At 55.6% G+C, this 23,162-nt stretch carries 23 protein-coding genes and 2 other annotated features; of the genes, 22 read left to right on the plus strand and 1 reads right to left on the minus strand.

Annotated elements, in window-relative coordinates:
• Positions 1–37 precede the first annotated feature (37 nt).
• Complete coding sequence (locus JQC72_RS06875) at positions 38–433, minus strand: DUF1573 domain-containing protein (protein WP_205494084.1); 396 nt, start codon at positions 431–433, stop codon at positions 38–40.
• A gap of 247 nt (positions 434–680) precedes the next feature.
• On the opposite strand from JQC72_RS06875, the gene JQC72_RS06880 reads away from it, so the two are divergent.
• From JQC72_RS06880 to rpoC, 22 genes are all read left to right on the plus strand, one after another.
• Positions 681–1,178 carry a CarD family transcriptional regulator gene (locus tag JQC72_RS06880; RefSeq protein WP_205494085.1) on the plus strand — a complete coding sequence of 166 codons (498 nt, stop codon included), beginning with the start codon at positions 681–683 and terminating at the stop codon, positions 1,176–1,178.
• Between the two features lie 83 nt (positions 1,179–1,261).
• Complete coding sequence (locus JQC72_RS06885) at positions 1,262–2,350, plus strand: PIN/TRAM domain-containing protein (protein ID WP_205494086.1); 1,089 nt, start codon at positions 1,262–1,264, stop codon at positions 2,348–2,350.
• Between the two features lie 85 nt (positions 2,351–2,435).
• Complete coding sequence (ispD, locus tag JQC72_RS06890; protein ID WP_302104582.1) at positions 2,436–3,125, plus strand: 2-C-methyl-D-erythritol 4-phosphate cytidylyltransferase; 690 nt, start codon at positions 2,436–2,438, stop codon at positions 3,123–3,125.
• Complete coding sequence (gene ispF / locus JQC72_RS06895; RefSeq protein ID WP_205494087.1) at positions 3,122–3,604, plus strand: 2-C-methyl-D-erythritol 2,4-cyclodiphosphate synthase; 483 nt, start codon at positions 3,122–3,124, stop codon at positions 3,602–3,604. The genes ispD and ispF overlap by 4 nt, the downstream gene beginning before the upstream one ends.
• Before the next feature lie 33 nt (positions 3,605–3,637).
• Positions 3,638–5,104 (plus strand): glutamate--tRNA ligase, encoded by a 1,467-nt coding sequence (gene gltX, locus JQC72_RS06900; protein WP_205494088.1) that lies wholly within the window; start codon positions 3,638–3,640, stop codon positions 5,102–5,104.
• Between the two features lie 302 nt (positions 5,105–5,406).
• Positions 5,407–5,642 (plus strand) — a binding site (T-box leader).
• 40 nt (positions 5,643–5,682) lie between these two features.
• Positions 5,683–6,405 (plus strand): serine O-acetyltransferase, encoded by a 723-nt coding sequence (gene cysE / locus JQC72_RS06905; protein WP_205494089.1) that lies wholly within the window; start codon positions 5,683–5,685, stop codon positions 6,403–6,405.
• A complete protein-coding gene (gene cysS / locus JQC72_RS06910; protein ID WP_205494090.1) occupies positions 6,374–7,774 on the plus strand; it encodes a cysteine--tRNA ligase in 1,401 nt (466 codons plus the stop codon). Before cysE ends, cysS begins: the two co-directional genes overlap by 32 nt.
• Positions 7,771–8,211, plus strand: a complete 441-nt coding sequence (locus tag JQC72_RS06915) for a Mini-ribonuclease 3 (RefSeq protein ID WP_302104583.1) — start codon at positions 7,771–7,773, stop codon at positions 8,209–8,211. Before cysS ends, JQC72_RS06915 begins: the two co-directional genes overlap by 4 nt.
• Positions 8,212–8,282: 71 nt before the next feature.
• Positions 8,283–8,597, plus strand: coding sequence for a P-loop NTPase family protein (locus tag JQC72_RS06920; protein WP_205494092.1), 315 nt, complete (start codon positions 8,283–8,285; stop codon positions 8,595–8,597).
• A gap of 132 nt (positions 8,598–8,729) precedes the next feature.
• Positions 8,730–9,464, plus strand: coding sequence for a 23S rRNA (guanosine(2251)-2'-O)-methyltransferase RlmB (rlmB, locus tag JQC72_RS06925; RefSeq protein ID WP_205494094.1), 735 nt, complete (start codon positions 8,730–8,732; stop codon positions 9,462–9,464).
• A 12-nt stretch (positions 9,465–9,476) separates the two neighbouring features.
• The gene (locus JQC72_RS06930) at positions 9,477–9,983 is read left to right on the plus strand and encodes an NYN domain-containing protein (RefSeq protein WP_205494096.1); all 507 of its coding nucleotides are present in this window, start codon (positions 9,477–9,479) and stop codon (positions 9,981–9,983) included.
• Positions 9,984–10,060: 77 nt separating this feature from the next.
• Positions 10,061–10,723: an RNA polymerase sporulation sigma factor SigH gene (gene sigH, locus JQC72_RS06935; protein WP_205494098.1), complete on the plus strand. Its 663-nt coding sequence runs from the start codon at positions 10,061–10,063 to the stop codon at positions 10,721–10,723.
• Positions 10,724–11,331: 608 nt separating this feature from the next.
• Complete coding sequence (gene rpmG / locus JQC72_RS06940; protein ID WP_205494100.1) at positions 11,332–11,481, plus strand: 50S ribosomal protein L33; 150 nt, start codon at positions 11,332–11,334, stop codon at positions 11,479–11,481.
• Between the two features lie 33 nt (positions 11,482–11,514).
• Complete coding sequence (secE, locus tag JQC72_RS06945; RefSeq protein WP_205494101.1) at positions 11,515–11,739, plus strand: preprotein translocase subunit SecE; 225 nt, start codon at positions 11,515–11,517, stop codon at positions 11,737–11,739.
• Between the two features lie 58 nt (positions 11,740–11,797).
• On the plus strand, positions 11,798–12,331 hold the full coding sequence (gene nusG, locus JQC72_RS06950) for a transcription termination/antitermination protein NusG (protein WP_205494103.1): 534 nt from the start codon (positions 11,798–11,800) through the stop codon (positions 12,329–12,331).
• A 157-nt stretch (positions 12,332–12,488) separates the two neighbouring features.
• Entirely contained in the window at positions 12,489–12,914 is a 426-nt protein-coding gene (gene rplK, locus JQC72_RS06955) for a 50S ribosomal protein L11 (RefSeq protein WP_205494106.1), read from the plus strand.
• 93 nt (positions 12,915–13,007) lie between these two features.
• Positions 13,008–13,706: a 50S ribosomal protein L1 gene (gene rplA / locus JQC72_RS06960; RefSeq protein WP_205494108.1), complete on the plus strand. Its 699-nt coding sequence runs from the start codon at positions 13,008–13,010 to the stop codon at positions 13,704–13,706.
• 70 nt (positions 13,707–13,776) lie between these two features.
• Positions 13,777–13,910 (plus strand) — a sequence feature (ribosomal protein L10 leader region).
• A 20-nt stretch (positions 13,911–13,930) separates the two neighbouring features.
• The gene (gene rplJ / locus JQC72_RS06965; RefSeq protein ID WP_205494110.1) at positions 13,931–14,443 is read left to right on the plus strand and encodes a 50S ribosomal protein L10; all 513 of its coding nucleotides are present in this window, start codon (positions 13,931–13,933) and stop codon (positions 14,441–14,443) included.
• A gap of 87 nt (positions 14,444–14,530) precedes the next feature.
• Positions 14,531–14,896 carry a 50S ribosomal protein L7/L12 gene (gene rplL / locus JQC72_RS06970; protein WP_205494112.1) on the plus strand — a complete coding sequence of 122 codons (366 nt, stop codon included), beginning with the start codon at positions 14,531–14,533 and terminating at the stop codon, positions 14,894–14,896.
• Between the two features lie 66 nt (positions 14,897–14,962).
• Positions 14,963–15,574 (plus strand): class I SAM-dependent methyltransferase, encoded by a 612-nt coding sequence (locus JQC72_RS06975; RefSeq protein WP_205494121.1) that lies wholly within the window; start codon positions 14,963–14,965, stop codon positions 15,572–15,574.
• A 235-nt stretch (positions 15,575–15,809) separates the two neighbouring features.
• Positions 15,810–19,364, plus strand: a complete 3,555-nt coding sequence (rpoB, locus tag JQC72_RS06980; RefSeq protein WP_205494124.1) for a DNA-directed RNA polymerase subunit beta — start codon at positions 15,810–15,812, stop codon at positions 19,362–19,364.
• A gap of 73 nt (positions 19,365–19,437) precedes the next feature.
• Positions 19,438–23,052, plus strand: a complete 3,615-nt coding sequence (gene rpoC, locus JQC72_RS06985) for a DNA-directed RNA polymerase subunit beta' (protein WP_205494126.1) — start codon at positions 19,438–19,440, stop codon at positions 23,050–23,052.
• Positions 23,053–23,162: the final 110 nt, after the last annotated feature.

Raw genomic sequence — 23,162 nt, forward strand, 5'->3', positions numbered from 1 at the left:
AATAATAGAAAAAAGTCGATACTCTTAAACCTGCTGATTATCGCAGGTTAAACACCCCAAGCGTGGACAGCTTGTCCGACTCCTGGTGCACGATCTCGTCCAGGGGCAATTCCAGCAGATTGCACAGGGCGGTGAAATAAAACAGGTGTTTTCCCATCTCCGCTTTGACCACATCTTGACAATGGTCGCACAAGCAGCCGGATAAATGGGTTTTGAATCTGTCCTTCAATTCAGAAATCGAAGCCTCATAGTCCAATGGTTGTCGTGCGGCGTGGACTTCGATGCATCCGCATTCGGTTACGGCCTTCATCAGCGCGCGGTTGACGCGTGAGGTGGAATCCTGGAATTTGGAGGTCACATCGAGAAAACTGCGGTGGCGCAACAAGAGGTCCGACACCTGCTTTTGAAACGAGGTCAGGCGGCTGTCGCCCATCGTTTTCACCTCTTTCGTGGAGCTTGGACATATGTCAGATGGGGTCAGGTAACGTTTGGAAAATGTCTATGCCCATTATAGCCGTCAGGGAAACGAGGTGTCAATTTATTCAAACAGGGCGTTTGTGTCAAAAAATCTATTGACGCTAATTTGTCAGGTATGATAATATAATGTTTTTAAATTTGTTGACATCTCCCCAGGTATGTGATATCTTGGAAACAGATATTGCCCTTTGGAGGTGGGTTGATTGTTCAACATCGGCGACAAGGTGGTATATCCGATGCATGGCGCAGGCATCATCGAATCGATCGAGGAGAAAGAGATTCTCGGTGAACGCAAGAAGTACTATGTTATGCGCATGCCGATCGGGGACATGAAAGTGATGATCCCGATGAACAATGTGCAAAGTATCGGATTGCGTGAAGTGGTGGATGAGGAGACCGTTGAGCGTGTCATCGCCCGCTTGCGCAATCGGGACAAGGGATTGACGGCCAATTGGAATCGACGATATCGCGCCAATATGGACAAGATGAAAAGCGGGGACATCTACGAAGTGGCAGACGTCGTCAGAAGCTTGATGCTCAGGGATCGCGAAAAGGGATTATCCACCGGTGAACGCAAGATGTTGGACAACGCCCGCCAGATTTTGATCAGCGAATTGGTTTTGGCCAAAGGAATGAATGAAGAACAAGCTTTCTCTTTGCTTGACGAATTGGTTTGTTCAACCGAAAATGCCTCCGGCTGAAAGATTCACAATAAAATCCCAGAAACCGGGTTTTCATTTCGAAGGATTGTCTATAATGGGTAATAAGAAGGAGGTGAAGCCCCATGTTGAAGCGATTTGTGCATCTCGCCTTTGCATTGACCGGCGCAACGTTGGGGTACACGTTGGGTCCCGCGCTGTTTGCGATGCTTCGCCAATCTCCCCTGAATTTCGGCGACGTACCCGCACCACATTACATCGGAGCCGTTTTGGGGGCGCTCCTCCTGTATCTGTCGGCGATATGGCTTTCAACCAATGTCGTGCAATGGATCAAATGGAGCGAGGAACGGTTGGTGAAAATACCGGCCGCAGATATCCTGTTCGGTGCCTTGGGTCTCATCTTCGGACTGATCGTCGCATTTTTGATCGAACCGCCGTTGTCCAAACTGCCCATTCCTGGGATTTCGTCCATCCTTCCGTTTTTGGTATCCGGGTTGTTGGGTTATCTGGGATTTCGAGTCGGTTACAAGAAGCGCGATGAACTTTTATCCATTTTTACGGTGGGTCGCCAAGGCAAGGAACAAAAGAAAAAAGAACCGCGGGATATTGAACATAAAATCTTGGATACCAGTGTGATCATCGATGGTCGCATCTTTGACATCTGCCGCACCGGCTTTCTGGAAGGAACGTTGGTCATCCCCAGTTTTGTGCTGGAAGAACTGCAACATATAGCGGATTCATCGGATGTGTTGAAACGGAACCGCGGCCGCCGCGGTCTGGACATTTTGAACAAGATCCAAAAGGAACTTCGTATGGAAGTGCTGATCTACGAGGGCGATTTTGACGAAGTGTCCGAAGTGGACAGCAAACTGGTCAAGTTGGCCAAAGTGTTGTCGGGGAAAGTGGTTACCAACGACTTCAACCTGAATAAAGTGTGCGAATTGCAGGGTGTCAAGGTGTTGAACATCAACGATCTGGCCAATGCGGTCAAACCGGTTGTCTTGCCGGGAGAAGAGATCAACGTCCAAGTGATCAAGGACGGAAAAGAGCATGGACAAGGTGTCGCCTATCTCGATGACGGCACCATGATCGTCATCGAAGGCGGCCGTGAGTACATCGGTGAACGGATTGACGTCCTGGTGACCAGTGTCCTGCAAACGTCCGCCGGTCGCATGATTTTTGCCAAGCCGAAATTGTTGGAACGTGCGCTATAATAAAAGTGGATCAATGGAGGATGACCGCATCGCCCGCGGTGAAACAACCGCCGGGCGATGCTGTGTCTGAAGGGGGATTTTCGGTTTGAGTGTAGGCGTCATCATCCCGGCCGCCGGACGGGGAAAGCGGATGGGGACCAAAGAGAGCAAACAGTTCCTCCCGTTGGGGGACAAGCCCGTACTCATTCATACGTTGATGGTCTTTGAAACCCATCCGGAAGTGGATGAGATCGTCGTGGTGGCCGGTGCCGAAGAAGTGTCGCGCGTCGAGGAGATGGTCGCACAGTACGGCTTGGAAAAAATCAGTGCGATTGCAATCGGTGGACAAGAACGGCAGGATAGCGTACGATCAGGACTGGAGCATTTGCAATCCGAATGGGTGCTGGTACACGATGCCGCGCGTCCATTTGTCACTCACGGGCACATCACGGAGCTCTTGAAAGTGGTTCGCCTGCACGGAGCGGCCATTTTGGCCGTGCCGGTCAAGGATACGATCAAACAGGTGGACACCGCCGGCATCGTGGAACGGACACCCGATCGCCAATCGTTGTGGGCGGTGCAGACACCACAAGCTTTTCGTCGTGCTCTGTTGGTACAAGCCCATCAGCGGGCGTTGGAACAGGGGATGACAGGAACGGACGATGCGATGCTGGTGGAGGAATTGGGGATCGACGTCCGGGTGGTGATGGGGGATTACCAGAACATCAAGTTGACCACGCCCGAAGATCTGGCGATTGCGGAAGCGATCTGGAAAATGAGGGGTACGGAAAGATGATTCGTATCGGACAAGGTTTTGATGTGCATCAATTGGTCGAAGGGCGTCCGTTGATCATCGGAGGCGTGCGGATTCCGCATCCGTTGGGATTGTTGGGCCATTCCGACGCCGACGTGCTGTTGCACGCCATCACCGATGCGGTGCTGGGTGCGCTCGGCGAGGGAGATATCGGCAAGCATTTCCCGGACACGGACCCGGCTTTCAAGGATGCGGACAGTGCGGTGCTGCTCCGCGACGTGTGGAAGCTGGCCAAGGAAAGAGGATATGCACTCGGTAACGTGGATGCCACGATCATTGCTCAAGCGCCGAAAATGGCACCACATATCCCGGCCATGCGCGAACGGGTGGCGACACTGTTGGAGGCGGACGCGGATCGGGTGAACATCAAAGCGACCACTACCGAACGGCTCGGGTTCACCGGTCGGGGGGAAGGCATCGCGGCGATGGCGGTTGTCTGTCTGATTGCGCAACAAGGTTGAACGGGACAGGAGAGCAGGAGGGAGTGGATCGAGATGGCAAAAACGGTACGCACGCGCTACGCACCCAGCCCGACGGGCCATTTGCACATCGGCGGGGCGCGAACGGCACTGTTCAGTTATTTGTACGCGAAAAAACACGGTGGTTCCTTTGTCGTTCGCATCGAGGACACCGATGTGGAACGGAACGTGGCCGACGCTGAGCAAAAACAGTTGGCGGGATTGAAATGGCTCGGCATTGACTGGGATGAGAGCGTCGATGTGGGAGGCCCTTACGGCCCGTACCGATCGATGGAACGGTTGGACATCTACAAACGTTATCTGGACAAGCTTTTGGAAGAAGGGCACGCTTATCCCTGTTACTGCACGCCGGAGGAGCTTGAGCGGGAGCGGGAAGCCCAGCTTGCCCGCGGTGTCGCACCCAAATACTCCGGACGGTGCCGTCATCTCACGCCGGAAGAGAGAGCCAAGCTGGAAGCGGAAGGGCGCAAGCCCAGCATTCGTTTCCGCGTACCCGAAGGGCGCACGATCACCGTGGAAGATGAAGTGCGCGGCCGGGTGCAATTTGAATCGGACGGGATCGGAGATTTTATCCTGGTGCGCCCTGACGGACGGCCCACCTACAACTTCGCCGTGACCGTGGATGACGCGTTGATGGAGATCACTCATGTGGTCCGGGGGGAGGAGCACTTGTCCAACACGCCGCGGCAAATTTTGCTGTATGAGGCGCTGGGCTTCACACCTCCGAAATTCGCTCACGTGTCGCTGATTCTCAATCCGGAAGGCAAAAAGATGAGCAAGCGGGACGAGTCGATCATTCAGTTTATCGACCAGTATCGCGAGTTGGGCTATTTGCCGGAAGCGCTGATCAACTTTATCGTTTTGCTCGGTTGGGCTCCGGAAGGGGAAGAAGAGATTTTCAGCAAGGAAGAGCTGATTGATCGCTTTTCCCTGGATCGTGTCTCCAAGGCGCCGGCCGTGTTTGACACCGGCAAACTGAAGTGGATGAACAACCATTACATCAAACAGGCGCCGGTTGAACGCATCACGGAACTGGCCCTGCCGCACCTGGAAAAAGCCGGTCGCATCACCTTGCCGATCGACGAGGAAAAACGGACGTGGGTGACGCGGTTGGTCGGATTGTATCAGGAGCAATTGGACTACGTGGCGCAAATCGTGGAGTTGTCGGAGATGTTCTTCCGCTCCGAAGTGACGTATTCCGATGAGGCCAAAGAAGTGCTCACCCAGGAACACGTTCCGGAAGTGGTTGAAGCGTTCCTGAAACAGTTGGGGGATGTGGACACGCTCACGCCGGATGACATCAAGGCGATGTTGAAACAAGTGCAAAAAGAGACGGGCTATAAAGGGAAACAGTTGTTCATGCCGATTCGTGCCGCGGTGACGGGAGAAGTGCACGGCCCGGATTTGCGCGAAACCTTGTCGCTGCTCGGCCCTGAAACGGTTCGCACCCGTCTGCAACACTTCATGGAAAATTGGATATGATAATGAGTGAAGATCCAACCCGACCGGGTGCAGAACCGGGAAAGCGCAGGCATCAATCACGGGCATTTTCTCTGAACGAAGCGTATTTTATCCGTGCCGCGCTCCCGGTTCAAAACGGCCATGCCCTGTTTGCTCGCAGGACGCAGGCTGTACGATCAGGAAACGTGATGCGCGCTAGGTCAGATACGCTTGGTTTCACAGGCTTCTTTCACTCGTCAGTTGGAACCACTCTGTGTTAAACTAAAACAAAACAGCCGACCTTCAACCTAAGGTCGTGAAAAGGGTTCCATCCGGGAAAATGATCAAAAGCGATGAACGGGAGAGTACCGCGATTCCGGTTCGCTCCAGAGAGGGACGCCGAGGCTGGAAGCGTCCTGCGAACGGTGCGCGGGAAATGCCCCCGTGAGCTGTCGCCCGAAACCCGATTGAAGGGAAGTAGGCGCGACCGGCTTTCCACCGTTAACGGACGAGAGGGGGATGGGTCCCGGCCGGGATTCGTCCAAGCAGAGTGGAACCGCGGAAATCAACCGTCTCTGCAGCGCAGGCTGCGGGGACTTTTTTATTGGGGGGTGGAACAGATGTCTTGGATTCAACGTTGGAAAGAGATGCGGGAAGTCATTCGGGCGGATATCCAAGCCGTGTTTGACAGGGATCCGGCTGCGCGCAGCACGCTGGAGGTTGTGTTGACCTACTCCGGTTTGCATGCGATTTGGATGCATCGGATCGCGCATGCACTCTATAAGCGGAAATGGTTTTTGTTGGCAAGAATCATTTCGCAGTTCAACCGGTTTCTGACAGGCATCGAAATCCATCCCGGCGCCAAAATCGGCAAAGGATTGTTCATTGATCACGGCATGGGCGTCGTGATCGGGGAAACGTGCGAAATCGGCGATTACGTCACCATCTATCAAGGGGTCACATTGGGAGGGACCGGCAAGGAAAAGGGGAAACGGCATCCCACCATCGAGGATCACGTATTGATCGCATCCGGAGCCAAAGTATTGGGTTCCATGCGGATCGGACGCTGCTCCAAAATCGGAGCGGGCTCAGTCGTGTTGCGGGAAGTGCCGCCCCATTCCACCGTCGTTGGCGTCCCCGGACGTGTCGTCGTCCAAAACGGCAAGCGGGTTCCGAACGATTTGGATCACGTCAATTTGCCCGATCCGGTCGCGGACATGATTCGCTCGATGCAGGAGGAAATTCGCCGTCTGCGACAAGAAGTGGACGCCTTGAAAAAGGAGCGGGAAGCTGAAGGAGGAGATCAACGCGATGTCGGTGCAACTATACAACACGCTGACTAGAAAAAAAGAATCGTTGGAGACGGTCCATCCCGGCAAAGTGAACATGTACGTTTGCGGACCGACCGTTTACAACTACATTCACATCGGCAACGCCCGGGTGTTTGTTTTTTTCGACGTGGTGCGGCGGTACCTGCAATACAAGGGTTATGAAGTGAAATACGTGCAAAACTTCACCGATGTTGACGATAAGTTGATCCGCACGGCCAATGAAGAAGGAACGACCGTACCGGAGGTTGCCGAACGCTACATCCGGGCCTATTTCGAAGATATGGATGCGTTGGGTGTTCGCCGGGCGGATGTGCATCCGCGGGCGACAGAACACATCCCGGACATGATTGAGGCCATTCGCGAATTGATCGACAAGGGCTGGGCCTATGAACGGGACGGGGATGTGTACTACCGTGCGCTGAAGAAGGATGACTACGGAAAATTGTCCCATCAGGCGATCGCCGAACTGAAAGCGGGCGCCCGGATCGAGGTGAACGAGCGCAAGGAACACCCGCTTGATTTTGCCCTGTGGAAAAAGGCCAAACCGGGTGAGATCAAATGGGACAGCCCATGGGGGGAAGGACGGCCCGGATGGCATATCGAGTGCTCGGTCATGTCCCGCAAATATTTGGGTGAGACGCTCGATATCCACGCCGGCGGCAAGGACTTGTGTTTCCCCCATCACGAAAACGAGATCGCGCAGAGCGAGGCACTGACGGGAAAACCGTTTGCCCGATATTGGCTGCACAATGAATTTGTCAACATGGGCGGCGAAAAAATGTCCAAGTCGCTCGGAAACATCGTCACCGTTCATGATTTGCGGAAACGGTATCCGGCGCGGGTGATCCGCTATTTCCTGATCTCGGCACATTACCGCAACCCGATTCAGTTCAGCGAAGAAGTGATGGATCAGCTGAAAAACGGGTTGGAACGGATCGACAACGCCTGGTTCAACCTGCGGCACCGGATGACCGCGGCAACGGAGGGGTCCGCCGATCCGAAGGTGGAGAAACAGCTGAAAGCCTTGTCCGCACAATTTGAGGCGGCCATGGACGATGACATGAACACCGCCAACGCGCTAAGCGTGCTGTTTGAAGCGGTCAAACTGGTGAACGAGACGGTGGCCCAACCGGTTGTGACGAGGGGAACATTGGAAGCATTGACGGATTGGATGACCACGTTCGGGGGAGAGATTTTGGGCTTGATCGAGCTGGAGGGGGAAGACACCCTGGATCGGGAAATCGAAGCCCTGATCGAAGAACGCCAACAGGCGAGAAAACGTCGCGATTTCGCGCGGGCTGACGCGATTCGTGACAAGCTGGCCGCGATGGGAATCTTGTTGGAAGACACACCACAGGGTGTTCGGTGGCGGAGAAAATGAGCGGCCCGTGGGTTGGGATGACCCGGCGTCCGCTCCCCCGTTCCCCCGAACAGCTCAATCCGTTGGTACTCGCTTATGTGGGCGATGCTGTCTATGAATTGTATGTCCGTTATCATTTGCTGACTGAAGGCATCGTCAAGCCCCAGGAACTGCAGCAAGCGGCAGTACGGTATGTTTCGGCCGGGGCACAAGCGGCGGCGTTTCGCGATTGGGAACCGATGCTGACCGAAGAGGAGTTGGCCGTATGGCGCAGGGGCCGCAATGTGAAAAGCGGACGGGTGCCCAGACGGGCGTCCGTATCGCAGTACCGTGCGAGTACCGGACTGGAGGCGTTGGTCGGTTATTGGTATCTCACCGGACAGATTGGTCGGTTGACCGAGATGATGGAGCGGATGTTTCAGATTCCCCGTTCGGATGTGGATGGTTCATCCGACTAGTCACAACTGGTGAATACTGTCCAAATGCTTTCCTCGGTTTGCTCCATCTGCGCCTTGCAAGAAAGCAGGGCATGGCCACTCCGGCTTGGAGCGCAGGAAGCGGGCGCCCGGCTGATGCGGAGATAGCGGAGCAGATCGCCGAGGAGCATGTGGAGCGTGTCCTGCAGGCGGCTCGACTGTACTACGACTACATCCTGGTGGATCTGCTGACGGAGAGCGCCGGAACGGTTGGCGTCATTCCTGCGCTTTCCGTGGCTTCGCTCGGTCAGGCTGAAGTCTTCGCTCACCCGGGAAAGCATTTCTCTCTCACGGATGTACCAGACACGCCCTGGATCATGTCTGGTAATTCCATCAAGCTGCAACGTCTCAGGCAAGTGAAGGCCTGAGAGACACAGCTCCCGATTTGGCCATTCATATAGTCATTCGACGAACCAAGAACCGGTGACCGTTTTCTCTTGAACGAGGGAAAACGGTTCACCTCGGTCAATTCTTTTCAAACACGGAAGAAGGCGAGAACGATGAAGACAGAATGGATCATGGGGAGGCAATCCGTCCAGGAAGCACTGAAAGCGGGCAGGGAAATGGAAAAAGTGTTGATCGCCGAAGGAGCAGGCAAGGGTGTCCAATCCCTGATCCACATGGCGAAGGAACGGGGAATTCCCGTTCAGCATGCGCCTCGTAACCGTTTGGATCAATTGGCGGACGGCGGCCATCATCAAGGGGTGCTTGCCTTGGTATCCGCTTATCGTTACGCATCGGTGGACGAGTTGTTCGAACGGGCGCAATCCCGCAATGAACCCCCGTTTTTCGTGTTGTTGGACGGCATCGAAGATCCCCACAATCTGGGCTCCATTTTGCGCACGGCGGATGCGGCCGGCGTCCATGGGGTGATCATCCCCAAACGGCGGGCGGTCGGGCTTACGAGGGTGGTGGCCAAGACCTCTGCGGGTGCGATCGAGTATGTGCCGGTGGCCCGCGTCACCAATCTGAACCGGACGGTGGAGGAGCTGAAGGAAGCAGGTTTGTGGATTGTGGGTGCGGACGCCTCGGCGGCGCATTCTTTCGACGAGATTGACTACACTGTTCCCGTCGCGCTCGTTATAGGGAATGAGGGACAAGGGATCAGCCGGCTGATGAAAGAGAAATGCGATTACCTGGTGCAGTTGCCGATGGCCGGACGGGTGGCCTCTCTCAATGCGTCGGTCGCCGCCGGTTTGATGATGTACGAGGTATTTCGCACACGGCGCCGATAGCGGGGGAACAACATGGAAGAGTGGCTGATAGTTGACGGTTACAATGTGATCGGCGCCCAGCCCGACGTGGAATGGGGTGAGTCCCTGGAAGAGGCGCGGGACAAGCTTGTACGTGCGTTGTCCGAATATCAGGCGCTGTCGGGGAGAAAAGTCGTCCTGGTTTTTGATGCGCATCGGGTTCCGGGAGCCGGTGCCAAGCTGTTGGAGCAGAAAATCACCATTCATTACACCAAACAACATGAGACGGCGGATGAATGCATCGAAAAACTGGTGCGCAAATTGAGCGGGGAAGATCGGCGAATCTATGTGGCCACGTCCGACTACCTGGAACAACGCCTGATCTTCGGACAAGGGGCGTATCGAATCAGCGCACGTGAACTGCTGCGCGAGATGACAAGTGCCAAGAGGGAGGCGACCAGGGAAATGCACGAACGGCACCCACCCAAAAGACCCACGCTGGGTCAGGGGCTAAAGGCGGAAATATGGCGCAAATTAGAAGGTTGGAGAAGGAAAAAATAGGGGAAAATTTGACGTTTTTGTTGCAAGTCAGATATAATAAGTTTACCCTGGGCTTTCCAGCAAACGTGGTCGGAGGGATGAGAGTGAGCGCAAACCTTCAAACCAGTGTACGGGACGCGGCGAACTATGAAACGATGACCGATGAACAGCTGGTGGACGGTGTGCGGATGGGGGACAGTGGGGCGCTGGAGTATTTGATCCATAAGTATAAAAATTTCGTCCGTGCCAAGGCGCGCTCGTACTTTTTGATCGGCGCCGATCATGAGGACATCGTACAGGAAGGAATGATTGGCCTTTACAAAGCGATTCGCGACTTTCGCGGGGACAAGCTCGCCTCGTTCAAGGCGTTTGCGGAGCTGTGCATCACGCGGCAGATTATCACGGCCATCAAGACGGCAACGCGCCAGAAACACATTCCGCTGAACTCTTATGTGTCGTTGGACAAGCCCATTTATGACGAGGATTCGGACAGAACGCTCATGGATATCCTGACCGGCGGCCGGGTGTCCGATCCGGAGGAGTTGTACATCAATCAAGAAGAATACGATGACATAGAGGATAAAATGTCACAAATCCTGAGCGAATTGGAACGGCAGGTACTGATGCTCTACCTGGACGGCCGCTCGTATCAGGAAATCGCGGTCGACCTGAATCGACACGTCAAGTCAATCGACAATGCCTTGCAACGCGTCAAACGCAAACTGGAACGTTACCTGGAAGTGCGCGAAGTGACCCTGTAATGTTTGGACCGACACTTCCCGCCCCCCCTTGCGGGAAGTGCGATTCCATGTGGTAGTTATTCGACAGGAACCCCCAAAATCCTCTTGACTGTGTAAAAAAATTGTAAAACCCCGTCGACATGCACGGGGGCTTTTTTTATCCGGGCTTGGCGAAGCCGTTGTGGATGGATGTGGGTTGCCACGCGTCATGAAGGGGAAGCCTTCGCCGAACAAAAAGGGGCCCTCCGGGGTGCTTTGGCCGTTAGAGCAAATCACGGGCAGGGATACAGGTTGCCACCCGTCGGGCGACAACGTTCCCCTGCAGAACGAAGACCTGATCCCGACATGCGGATACCGGTAATCGCAGGGATTGCATCACGAACCATACCCGTAAAAGCGTGCTTTGTCCGCGCCCCTGTTTTCGGTTCGGGTGCAAGTGATCGGATGGAACTGGAAGGTGTGGTGCAGCCGGCGCCGGTTTTGGCTTTCACTTATTTTGTCTATAATGAGAGAAACAAGCAGGACCCGTTTGACACCCGCCAGGCCTTGTGCTAAAGTGGATAGGGTATGTTATATTCCGGTACATTATGGCCGCTTTGGCCGTCGGCATAAGCAAGGAGGTGTGTCACATGCGGGTCATCATCACATTGGCTTGCACCGAGTGCGGGGAACGTAACTACACCACCAGCAAAAACAAGCGGAAACACCCGGATCGTCTTGAGTTCCGGAAACACTGCCCCCGCTGCAACGCTCACAAGGTGCATCGTGAGACAAAATAACGATTGATCGCTTAAACATTTGGGGGGACGCTCATGGGTTTGCTAGGTCGCCTCGGCTCCGGGATTTCCAAGAGCATATCCGGCACCGCCCAGTTTTTCCGGAGCGGGATCGCCGAGCTGAAAAAAGTGCGCTGGCCCAACCGGCAAGAGCTGATCAGCTACACGACGGTCGTCATCGTGACGGTGACGATTCTCACCCTCTTTTTCGCGGCCGTGGACTTTGGGATTGGTCAACTGCTGAAATTGCTCACAAGGTGAGACGGCGTCGACGAAATTACGCCATAAGGGGGGACAGGGTGCGATTCGGCCCTGAATCATGGAGAAGAATTGGTATGTGGTTCACACTTATTCCGGCTACGAAAACAAAGTGAAAACCAACCTGGAGAAACGCGTGCGCTCGATGGATATGGAGGACAAGATTTTCCGTGTCCTCGTTCCGACCGAAGAAGAGATCGAGCATAAGGACGGCAAGAAGAAAACCGTCCAGCGCAAGGTTTTTCCGGGATATGTCCTTGTGGAGATGATCATGACGGACGACTCTTGGTATGTCGTGCGCAACACGCCGGGAGTCACGGGGTTCGTCGGATCATCCGGAGCCGGTTCCAAGCCCACTCCCCTTATGCCGGAAGAAGTGCATGCGATTCTGCGTCAGATGGGGATGGAAGAAGCGCGTCCCAAATTGGACTTTGCCGTCCATGACAATGTGAAAGTGAAGGAAGGTCCGTTCGCGAACTTTGTCGGAACCATCGAAGAGGTGGATGCGAGCCGGGGCAAGCTGAAGGTGCTCGTCAACATGTTCGGGCGTGAAACTCCGGTGGAGCTGGACTTTGCCCAAGTGGAGAAAATTTGAAGCGATCACATCTTCCCCTCGGGTGCCTGTTTGTGTTAAAGTGAATATGTTTTGATCCCCTTCGGGGGTTCGGGGGTCGTCCGTGGATGGGCGAACCTTTTTTCCGTGGGAGGGTGCGACCCGAAAGAACCACATTTTTGTAAGGAGGTTGGTTGGCGTGGCCAAAAAAGTCATCAAAGTGGTCAAGCTGCAAATCCCCGCTGGTAAAGCCAATCCGGCGCCGCCGGTCGGTCCTGCGCTGGGTCAAGCCGGGGTCAATATCATGGGATTTTGCAAAGAGTTCAACGCTCGTACCGCGGACCAAGCGGGGCTGATCATTCCTGTTGAGATCACGGTGTACGAAGACCGTTCGTTCACCTTCATCACCAAAACCCCGCCGGCGGCCGTGTTGCTCAAAAAAGCGGCCGGCATCGAGTCCGGTTCCGGTGAGCCGAACAAAAAGAAAGTGGCCAAAGTGACGCGGGACAAAGTGCGTGAAATCGCCGAGCTGAAAATGCCCGATCTGAATGCGGCTTCGGTGGAAGCGGCGATGCGCATGGTGGAAGGTACCGCCCGCAGCATGGGAATCGAAATCGTAGACTGATCGGATAGAGGATCTGTCGCAGTTGTCGCCGCCACGGGTGATGGCTGCAAGTGGGAGGATTATCCGTTATGACCACGAAAGGAGGAAGCAACCGTGGCTAAGCATGGGAAAAAGTATCTCGAAGCGATCAAGAAAGTGGACCGGGAAAAGCAATACGATCCGACCGAAGCGCTCCAACTGGTAAAAGAGCTGGCTTCGGCCAAATTTGATGAGACGGTGGAAGCGGCGTTCCGTCTGGGGATCGACACCAAACGCGCGGACCAACAAGTACGCGGAGCCGTGGTTCTGCCGCACGGTACCGGAAAAACCAAACGGGTGCTGGTTTTCGCCAAAGGTGAGAAAGCAAAAGAAGCGGAACAGGCCGGTGCCGACTATGTGGGCGATGAAGACCTGATCAACAAAGTGAGCCAAGGCTGGTTCGAATTCGACGTGGTGGTGGCCACCCCGGATATGATGGGTCAGGTCGGGAAATTGGGCCGCATCCTGGGTCCCAAAGGCTTGATGCCCAACCCGAAAACGGGAACCGTCACCTTTGACGTGGCCAAAGCGGTTCAGGAAATCAAAGCCGGTAAAATCGAATACCGGGCCGACAAAGCCGGTAACGTCCATGCACCGATCGGCAAGGTTTCCTTTGATGTCGAAAAACTGGCGGAAAACCTGCAAGCGCTGGCTGAAGCACTGATCAAAGCCAAACCGGCTGCGGCAAAAGGGCAATACATGAAGAGTGTGACCGTTTCTTCCACCATGGGACCGGGCATCTCGATCAACCCGGCACGGTTTATGGGCCGCTGAGAACTTGTTCCGTTCTTGACAATGTCGGACCCATTGGTTATGCTATAAGCGTTTGTTTGGTTGCTTGACAATTGAACACCCGCTTCTACCGTAGACAGCAGGTGCCGCCGGCTTAATATCCTGCCGAGGTAGGGATTCCGATTCGTATTGTATAGAGGATTTTCCCGGCCTTCGTGTGTCTGCGAAGGCTTTTTTGTTTGCAATCCCTGCGAGGAGGTGTGACGATGTCCAAAGCGATCGAAAAGAAGAAACAAGTCGTGGCGGAGATCGTGGAAAAGCTGAAAACCAGCAAAAGCACGATTTTGACGGATTACCGCGGTCTCACCGTCGCTGAAATGACCGAGCTGCGGAAGCAGTTGCGCGAAGCCGGCGTCGAGTTCAAGGTGTTGAAAAACACGTTGACCCGCCGCGCGACCGAAGAAGTGGGTCTGACTGAATTGAACGAATCCCTGACCGGGCCGACCGCCATTGCATTCAGCTATGAAGATGTGGTGGCGCCGGCGAAGATCCTGCACAAGTTCGCCAAAGACCACGAAGCGCTGGAAATCAAGGGCGGCGTGGTGGAAGGCCGCATCGTCAGCCTGGATGAAGTGAAGGCGCTGGCGGAACTGCCGTCCCGGGAAGGACTCCTGTCCATGTTGCTCAGCGTGTTGCAGGCGCCGATGCGGAACTTTGCCCTGGCCGTCAAAGCGGTGGCCGACAAAAACGGGGAAGCGGGCGAAGCGGCGGAAGCCTGATGCACCGAGTTCGTTTGCCGGCGTGATGTGCCGGGACCATTTTCACTTGCGAATTCCATTTGATCTGATACAAGGAGGTTGTTTCGCATGACCAAAGAGCAAATCATTGAAGCGATCAAAGGCATGAGCGTGCTCGAACTGAATGAATTGGTGAAAGCGATCGAGGAAGAATTCGGCGTGACCGCTGCTGCTCCCGTGGCTGTTGCCGCTCCGGGTGCCGCTGCGGATGCTGCTGCCGAAAAAACCGAATTCGACGTCATTCTGGCGGATGCGGGTGCTTCCAAAATCAACGTTATCAAAGTGGTGCGCAGCATTACCGGCCTCGGCCTGAAAGAAGCCAAAGCGTTGGTCGATGGTGCGCCGAACCCGATCAAAGAAGGCGTCTCCAAAGAAGAAGCCGAAAACATCAAATCCCAACTGGAAGAAGCCGGTGCGAAGGTGGAACTCAAGTAACCACCCGCCGGTTGACCCGCCGGCAACTGGGCCGGCGGGTTGTTTTTTCATCGGGAGGAACGTCACATGACCGAACATTACTACAGTTCACAACCGGATACCGCTCACGATGTGCGGGAGATACACGCCCAACTGCGCGGACGGGCATTTCGATTTCTGACGGATGCCGGTGTCTTCTCAAAAAAGGGGGTTGATTTTGGCAGCCGCCTGTTGATCGAGACGGCAGCGTTGCCGGACGCAGGCGTGTTTGCCGACGTCGGATGCGGATACGGACCGATTGGGATCGCGGTGGTCGCGACCGTGCCGGACAGTCGGGCCGTTTTGATGGATGTCAATGCGCGTGCAGTGACGCTGGCACGGAAAAATGCGGAGATCAACGGTGTGGCCGACCGCGTTACGGCTCTCGTCAGTGACGGGTTTGAGGCGGCGGGGGAACGCCGTTTTGACGCCGTGCTGATCAATCCGCCGATTCGTGCGGGCAAACAGGTGGTGTACCGACTGTTTGCGGAAGCGAGGGATCATCTGAAACCGAGCGGAACGTTGTGGGTCGTCATCCGCAAGAAACAGGGGGCGGCTTCCGCGCGCGACGAGTTGAACCGGTTGTTCGCATCGGTGGATGTGGCGAAACAGAAAAAGGGATATTGGATTCTCCGAGCTGAACAGGGAAGAGAGTATTGACACAATATCCTGTCTATGATATCGTTATAAAATGCTAATAAACTAGTCGGGCGTAGTATACCTTTTTTTAGGCGTACGAGGGAATTTTTCCTTCAAGCAGTTTAATGGCGCTAGTAATTGGTTAACATAGGTAAATAGACGCTTAGCAGCTGGAAAAATGAGGTGTCCTCGCCCATTTTCTTTTTTTGCAGTTTGATTCGCGCGTCAATCGACTGGGTACGAGGGGGGAACTTGCTTGGCAGGTAAACTTGTCCAATATGGTCGGCGACAGCGCAGAAGTTATGCGAGGATCAACGAGGTTCTGGAACTGCCCAACCTGATTGAGATTCAGCAACGGTCGTACCAGTGGTTCTTGGAAGAGGGACTGCGCGAAATGTTCCAGGACATCTCGCCGATCGAAGATTTCACCGGAAACTTGGTCTTGGAGTTTATTGACTACAGTCTGGGTGAGCCCAAGTATTCGGTCGAAGAGTGCAAGGAACGGGATGTTACTTATGCTGCTCCGCTTCGCGTGAAAGTGCGTCTCATCAACAAGGAGACGGGCGAAGTGAAGGAGCAGGAAGTGTTCATGGGCGATTTCCCGCTCATGACGGAAACGGGAACGTTCATTATCAACGGGGCCGAACGGGTGATCGTCAGCCAGCTGGTCCGTTCGCCGAGTGTCTACTACAGCACCAAAGTGGATAAAAACGGAAAACCTGCATACACCGCCACAGTGATTCCAAATCGTGGTGCTTGGCTGGAGTACGAAACCGACGCCAAAGACATCCTTTACGTTCGGATCGACCGTACCCGGAAGATCCCTGTGACGGTGCTTTTGCGTGCCCTCGGTTTCAGCACCGACGCCGAGATTTTGGAACTCCTGGGCGATGACGAATATGTACGCAATACGTTGGACAAAGACAACACCGGTTCAACGGAAAAAGCGCTGATCGAAATCTACGAACGCTTGCGTCCGGGTGAACCTCCGACTGCGGACAATGCCAGAAGCCTCTTGTATTCCCGCTTCTTTGACCCCAAACGCTATGATTTGGCGAGCGTGGGTCGCTACAAGATGAACAAGAAGTTGCACATCAAAAATCGCCTCCTCAACCAACGGTTGGCGGAGCCGATCGTCGATCCCGAAACCGGTGAAATCATCGCGGAAGCCGGACAGGTGATCGACCGTCGTGTTCTCAACAAAATTTTGCCGCTTCTGGAGAAAGAAGACGGTCTCGGTTGGGAGGAACACAACGTTCGCGGCGGTGTGCCGGAGGACGGGACGATCCGACTGCAATCGGTCAAGATCTTCTCTCCCGTGGAAGACGGTAAGGTGATCAAGGTCATCTCCAACGGAAACGTCGATTCTTCGGTGAAACATATCACCCCGGCCGATATCGTCGCCTCAATCAACTACTTTATCAACCTGCTCCACGGCGTGGGCAGTACGGACGATATCGACCACCTGGGGAACCGGCGTTTGCGTTCCGTTGGCGAACTGCTGCAAAACCAGTTCCGAATCGGTTTGTCCCGGATGGAACGGGTGGTACGCGAGCGGATGTCGATTCAGGATGCCAATGCCATTACACCGCAGGCCTTGATCAACATCCGTCCTGTGATTGCATCGATCAAGGAATTCTTCGGCAGCAGCCAGTTGTCGCAATTCATGGACCAGACCAACCCGTTGGCTGAACTGACGCACAAACGGCGTCTGTCCGCGCTGGGACCGGGTGGTTTGACGCGGGAGCGTGCCGGTTTCGAAGTGCGGGACGTTCACCACTCGCACTATGGCCGGATGTGTCCGATCGAAACGCCGGAGGGTCCCAACATCGGGCTGATCAACTCGTTGTCTACCTACGCACGGGTGAACGAATACGGGTTTATCGAAACGCCCTACCGCAAAGTGGATCCGGATACGCACGTGGTCACCGACGAGATCGTGTATCTGACGGCCGACGAAGAGGACAATTACTACATTGCACAGGCCAACGCGGAATTGGATGAAGAAGGTCGGTTCGTCAACGATCAGATCGTCGTCCGTTACAAGGATGAAATTTTGACCGTTCCCCGCGAGCGGGTCGATTTCATGGACGTATCGCCCAAACAGGTGGTCTCCGTCGCGACGGCGTGCATTCCGTTCCTGGAGAACGACGACTCCAACCGTGCGCTGATGGGGTCCAACATGCAGCGTCAAGCCGTGCCGCTGTTGAAGCCGGAAGCGCCGTTCATCGGTACGGGAATGGAATACAAAGCCGCCCGCGACTCGGGTGTGATGGTTCTGGCGAAGCGTCCGGGTGTCGTTGAACGGGTCACCGCGGACGAAATCTGGGTCCGTCATGAAGAGGAAGTGGACGGCAAGCTGGTGAAAGGCGACCTGGACAAATACAAGCTGATCAAGTTCCAGCGTTCCAACCAAGGGACCTGCATCAACCAGCGCCCGATCGTCAAGGTGGGCGACCGCGTGCAAAAAGGCGACACGCTGGCCGACGGCCCTTCCACCGAACAAGGGGAACTGGCGTTGGGCCGCAACGTGTTGGTCGCCTTTATGACATGGGAAGGGTACAACTACGAAGACGCCATTTTGCTCAGCGAGAAACTGGTGAAGGAGGACGTCTACACCTCCATTCACATTGAGGAATACGAGTGTGAAGCCCGTGACACCAAACTGGGGCCGGAAGAAATCACCCGCGACATTCCCAACGTCGGGGAAGATGCGCTCAAAAATTTGGATGAGCGCGGCATCATCCGCATCGGGGCGGAAATCAAAGCGGGGGATATCCTTGTCGGAAAAGTAACCCCCAAAGGTGTGACCGAACTGACGGCGGAAGAGCGGCTGCTCCACGCCATCTTCGGGGAAAAGGCCCGTGAGGTGCGGGATACGTCCCTGCGCGTGCCGCACGGCACGGACGGGATCGTTGTTGACGTCAAGGTCTTCACCCGCGAAAACGGCGACGAGTTGCCGCCGGGGGTCAACCAATTGGTGCGCGTCTACATTGCGCAGAAGCGGAAGATTTCCGAAGGGGACAAAATGGCGGGACGTCACGGAAACAAAGGGGTTATCGCCCGCGTTCTGCCGGAGGAAGATATGCCGTTCTTGCCGGACGGCACCCCGGTGGAGGTCGTTTTGAACCCGCTCGGCGTGCCGTCGCGGATGAACATCGGTCAGGTGTTGGAAGTGCACCTGGGAATGGCGGCCAAAGCGATGGGCCTGCACATGGCAACACCGGTATTCGATGGCGCGACGGAGCAGGATGTGTTCGAAACGCTGAAAGAAGCGGGCTTGCCCGAGGACGGGAAAACCATCCTGTATGACGGGCGCACGGGTGAACCGTTTGAAAACCGTGTCACCGTGGGCGTGATGTACATGATCAAGCTGGCCCACATGGTGGACGACAAGATTCACGCGCGTTCGACCGGTCCGTACTCGCTGGTCACGCAACAACCGCTGGGCGGGAAGGCGCAGTTCGGCGGTCAGCGTTTCGGAGAGATGGAGGTGTGGGCGCTCGAAGCTTACGGTGCCGCCTACACGTTGCAGGAGATACTGACGGTCAAATCGGACGACGTGGTTGGCCGCGTCAAAACCTACGAATCGATCGTCAAGGGAGAGAACGTACCGGAGCCCGGTGTGCCTGAATCGTTCAAGGTGTTGATCAAGGAACTGCAAAGTCTCGGCATGGACGTCAAGATCCTGTCGGGAGACGAGCAGGAAATCGAGATTCGGGAGATCGATGAGGAAGATGAGCCAGCGAACGACAGGCTGGGATTCGATCTGGACAGCGGGGAAGACGAGAAGAAGTCTTCGTCGTCGTGAGCGCGCCGAATCCCGTGGGTTTGAGCGGAAAAATCCGGCGTGATATGGGATGATCCTGAGGGAGGAATGCCCTGTGCTCGATGTCAACAACTTTGAATTCATGAAAATCGGCCTGGCCTCTCCGGATAAAATTCGCTCCTGGTCTCGTGGTGAGGTAAAGAAGCCGGAAACGATCAACTACCGGACGCTGAAGCCCGAGAAGGAAGGGTTGTTCTGCGAGAAAATCTTCGGTCCGACCAAGGACTGGGAGTGTCATTGCGGTAAATACAAACGCGTCCGGTACAAAGGTGTCGTCTGTGATCGATGCGGTGTGGAAGTGACGCGGTCCAAAGTGCGGCGTGAGCGGATGGGACATATCGAGCTCGCCGCACCCGTCTCCCACATTTGGTACTTCAAGGGGATTCCCAGCCGCATGGGGTTGGTGCTGGACATGTCGCCCCGCGCATTGGAGGAAGTGATTTATTTCGCCTCCTACGTGGTGGTGGATCCGGGACCGACACCGCTGGAGAAAAAGCAATTGCTTTCCGAAAAGGAGTACCGTGCGTATCGCGAGAAGTACGGCAACGCCTTCACGGCGATGATGGGGGCGGAAGCGATCAAGCGCCTCCTGCAGGAGATCGATTTGGACAAAGAGGTCGAAGCACTGAAGGAAGAAATTCAAACGGCGCAAGGACAACGCCGCAACCGGGCGATCAAGCGGCTGGAAGTGCTGGAGGCGTTCCGCAACTCCGGTAACCGGCCGGAGTGGATGATTCTCGACGTGTTGCCGGTCATTCCGCCGGAATTGCGGCCGATGGTCCAGCTGGACGGCGGACGTTTCGCCACGTCCGATCTGAACGACCTGTACCGCCGCGTGATCAACCGGAACAACCGGCTGAAACGGCTGTTGGATCTGGGTGCGCCGGACATCATCGTGCAAAACGAGAAACGGATGCTCCAAGAGGCCGTTGATGCGCTGATCGACAACGGACGCCGCGGCCGTCCGGTGACCGGCCCGGGTAACCGGCCGCTCAAATCCCTTTCGCACATGCTGAAAGGGAAACAAGGACGGTTCCGTCAAAACCTGCTCGGAAAACGGGTGGACTACTCCGGCCGTTCCGTGATCGTGGTGGGCCCCAATCTGAAAATGTATCAGTGCGGCCTGCCGAAGGAAATGGCGCTGGAGCTGTTCAAACCGTTCGTGATGAAAGAGTTGGTGGCCAAAGGGCTGGCTCACAACATCAAAAGCGCGAAACGAAAAGTGGAGCGCGTTCATCCGGAAGTGTGGGACGTTCTGGAGGAAGTGATCAAGGAGCATCCCGTCCTGTTGAACCGGGCGCCGACGTTGCACCGGTTGGGAATTCAGGCGTTTGAGCCGGTCTTGGTCGAAGGGCGCGCCATCAAACTGCATCCGCTCGTCTGTACGGCGTACAACGCTGACTTCGACGGGGACCAGATGGCCGTACACGTACCTCTGTCCGCGGAAGCGCAAGCGGAGGCGCGCATCCTGATGCTGGCGGCGCAGAACATCCTGAACCCCAAAGACGGAAAACCGGTTGTCACGCCGTCGCAGGATATGGTGTTGGGGTCGTATTACCTTACGCTCGAAAAAGAAGGCGAAAAGGGCGAAGGCCGCGTCTTCGCCACGCCGGGTGAAGCGATCAATGCCTATCAACAAGGGTATGTCACCCTGCATTCGCGGATCGCGATTCCGGCGCGAAGCCTGAACAAAACGTCCTTCACGGAAAAACAACAAAACGCCTTGTTGGTGACGACGGTAGGGAAGATCATTTTCAACGAGATTTTCCCGAAAGAGTTCCCGTACATCAACGAACCGACCAAAGAAAACCTGAATGGGACGCCGGATCGGTACTTCATCTTCGAAAAAGGCGTCAACATTCCGGAGTTCATCCGGCAACTCCCGGACCCGGGTGCGGTGAAGAAAGGGTACCTCGGCACGCTCATCGCCGAGTGCTTCCGCCGGTTCGGCACGACGCAAACCGCGATCATCCTGGACAACATCAAGGAACTCGGATTCAACTATTCGACCAAGGCCGGGATCACGATGGCGGTGTCCGACGTGGTGGTGCCGGAAGAGAAGCAGGATATCCTGAAAGAAGCGGAAGAAAAGGTACAGGCCGTGCTGAAGCAGTACCGCCGCGGTTTGATTACGGATGAAGAGCGCTATAACCGGGTCATTTCGATCTGGAGCCAAGCCAAGGACGACATTACGAAGATCCTGATGAAGAAGCTTGGTAAATTCAACCCGATCTACATGATGGCCAACTCGGGTGCGCGGGGGAACGTCTCCCAGATTACCCAGCTCGCCGGGATGCGGGGGCTGATGGCCAACCCGTCGGGCCGGATCATCGAGTTGCCCATCAAATCCAACTTCCGCGAAGGCTTGACCGTGTTGGAGTACTTCATCTCCACCCACGGAGCGCGGAAAGGATTGGCGGATACGGCGCTTCGGACCGCGGACTCGGGATACCTCACCCGCCGTTTGGTCGACGTGGCGCAGGACGTCATCGTTCGCGAAGAGGACTGCGGTACGGACAAAGGCCTGACCGTGCGCACGATTCAGGAAGGCAACGAAGTGATCGAGGAGCTGTACGACCGGATCGTCGGCCGGTTGGCGTTCAAAACGATCCGTCATCCGGAAACGGGCGAAGTGATCGTCGAGCGCAACCAGATGATCGACGAAGTGATCGCCAACAAGATCGTCGAGGCCGGTATCAAGGAAGTGGAAATCCGCTCGGTACTCACCTGCCGCACCAACCATGGTGTCTGCAAACGTTGTTACGGTCGCAACCTGGCACTGGGCACGCAGGTGGAGATCGGCGAAGCGGTCGGGATCATCGCGGCCCAGTCGATCGGGGAACCGGGTACCCAGTTGACGATGCGGACTTTCCACACCGGCGGTGTGGCCGGCGACGACATCACCCAAGGTTTGCCGCGGATTCAAGAGCTGTTTGAAGCGCGCAATCCGAAAGGGCAAGCCGTCATTACCGAAATCGACGGGGAAGTCGTGGACATCCGCGAGGTGAAGGATCGCCGCGAAATCGAGATCAAAGGCGACGTGGAGACCAAAGTGTATCAAGTGCCGTACGGTTCCCGTGTCTCCGTGGCCGTTGGCGATACCGTGCAGGCGGGCGACGTGCTGACGGAAGGCTCCGTTGATCCGAAAGATCTGCTCCGGATTCGCGGTGTGCGGGGCGTGCAGGAATACCTGCTGTCCGAGGTGCAAAAGGTATACCGGATGCAGGGCGTGGAGATCAACGACAAGCACGTGGAAGTGATGATCCGGCAGATGTTGCGCAAGGTGCGCATCACCGATGCCGGTGACACCGACCTTTTGCCGGGTTCGTACGTGGATCTGCACGAATACGAAGAAGCCAACAAAAAAGCCTTGTTGAACGGCGGTGAACCTGCTGTTGCGCGGCCGGTTCTCTTGGGAATCACGAAAGCGTCGCTGGAAACCGAATCGTTCCTGTCGGCGGCTTCGTTCCAGGAGACGACCCGCGTGTTGACGGACGCGGCCATCAAGGGCAAAGTGGACCGTTTGCTCGGTCTGAAGGAGAACGTGATCATCGGGAAGCTGATCCCGGCGGGTACCGGTATGGCCCGTTATCGTTCCTTGAAATTGAACATCAAAGGTCAGGGCGCCGAAGAAGGCGCAGGGTCGAAGGAAGCCGTCACGGTTGACTGAGTGATGCCGGGGATGCGTTGGCAGGATCACCTCCATCCCCGGGAGCGGACCTTTCGCTTGTGGAGATGGGGGCAAGAAGGCGAGGTTGGCGGAAACAGTGAGAGGGCGAG

It is taken from the genome of Polycladomyces zharkentensis, from assembly GCF_016938855.1.
GTDB lineage: Bacteria > Bacillota > Bacilli > Thermoactinomycetales > JIR-001 > Polycladomyces > Polycladomyces zharkentensis.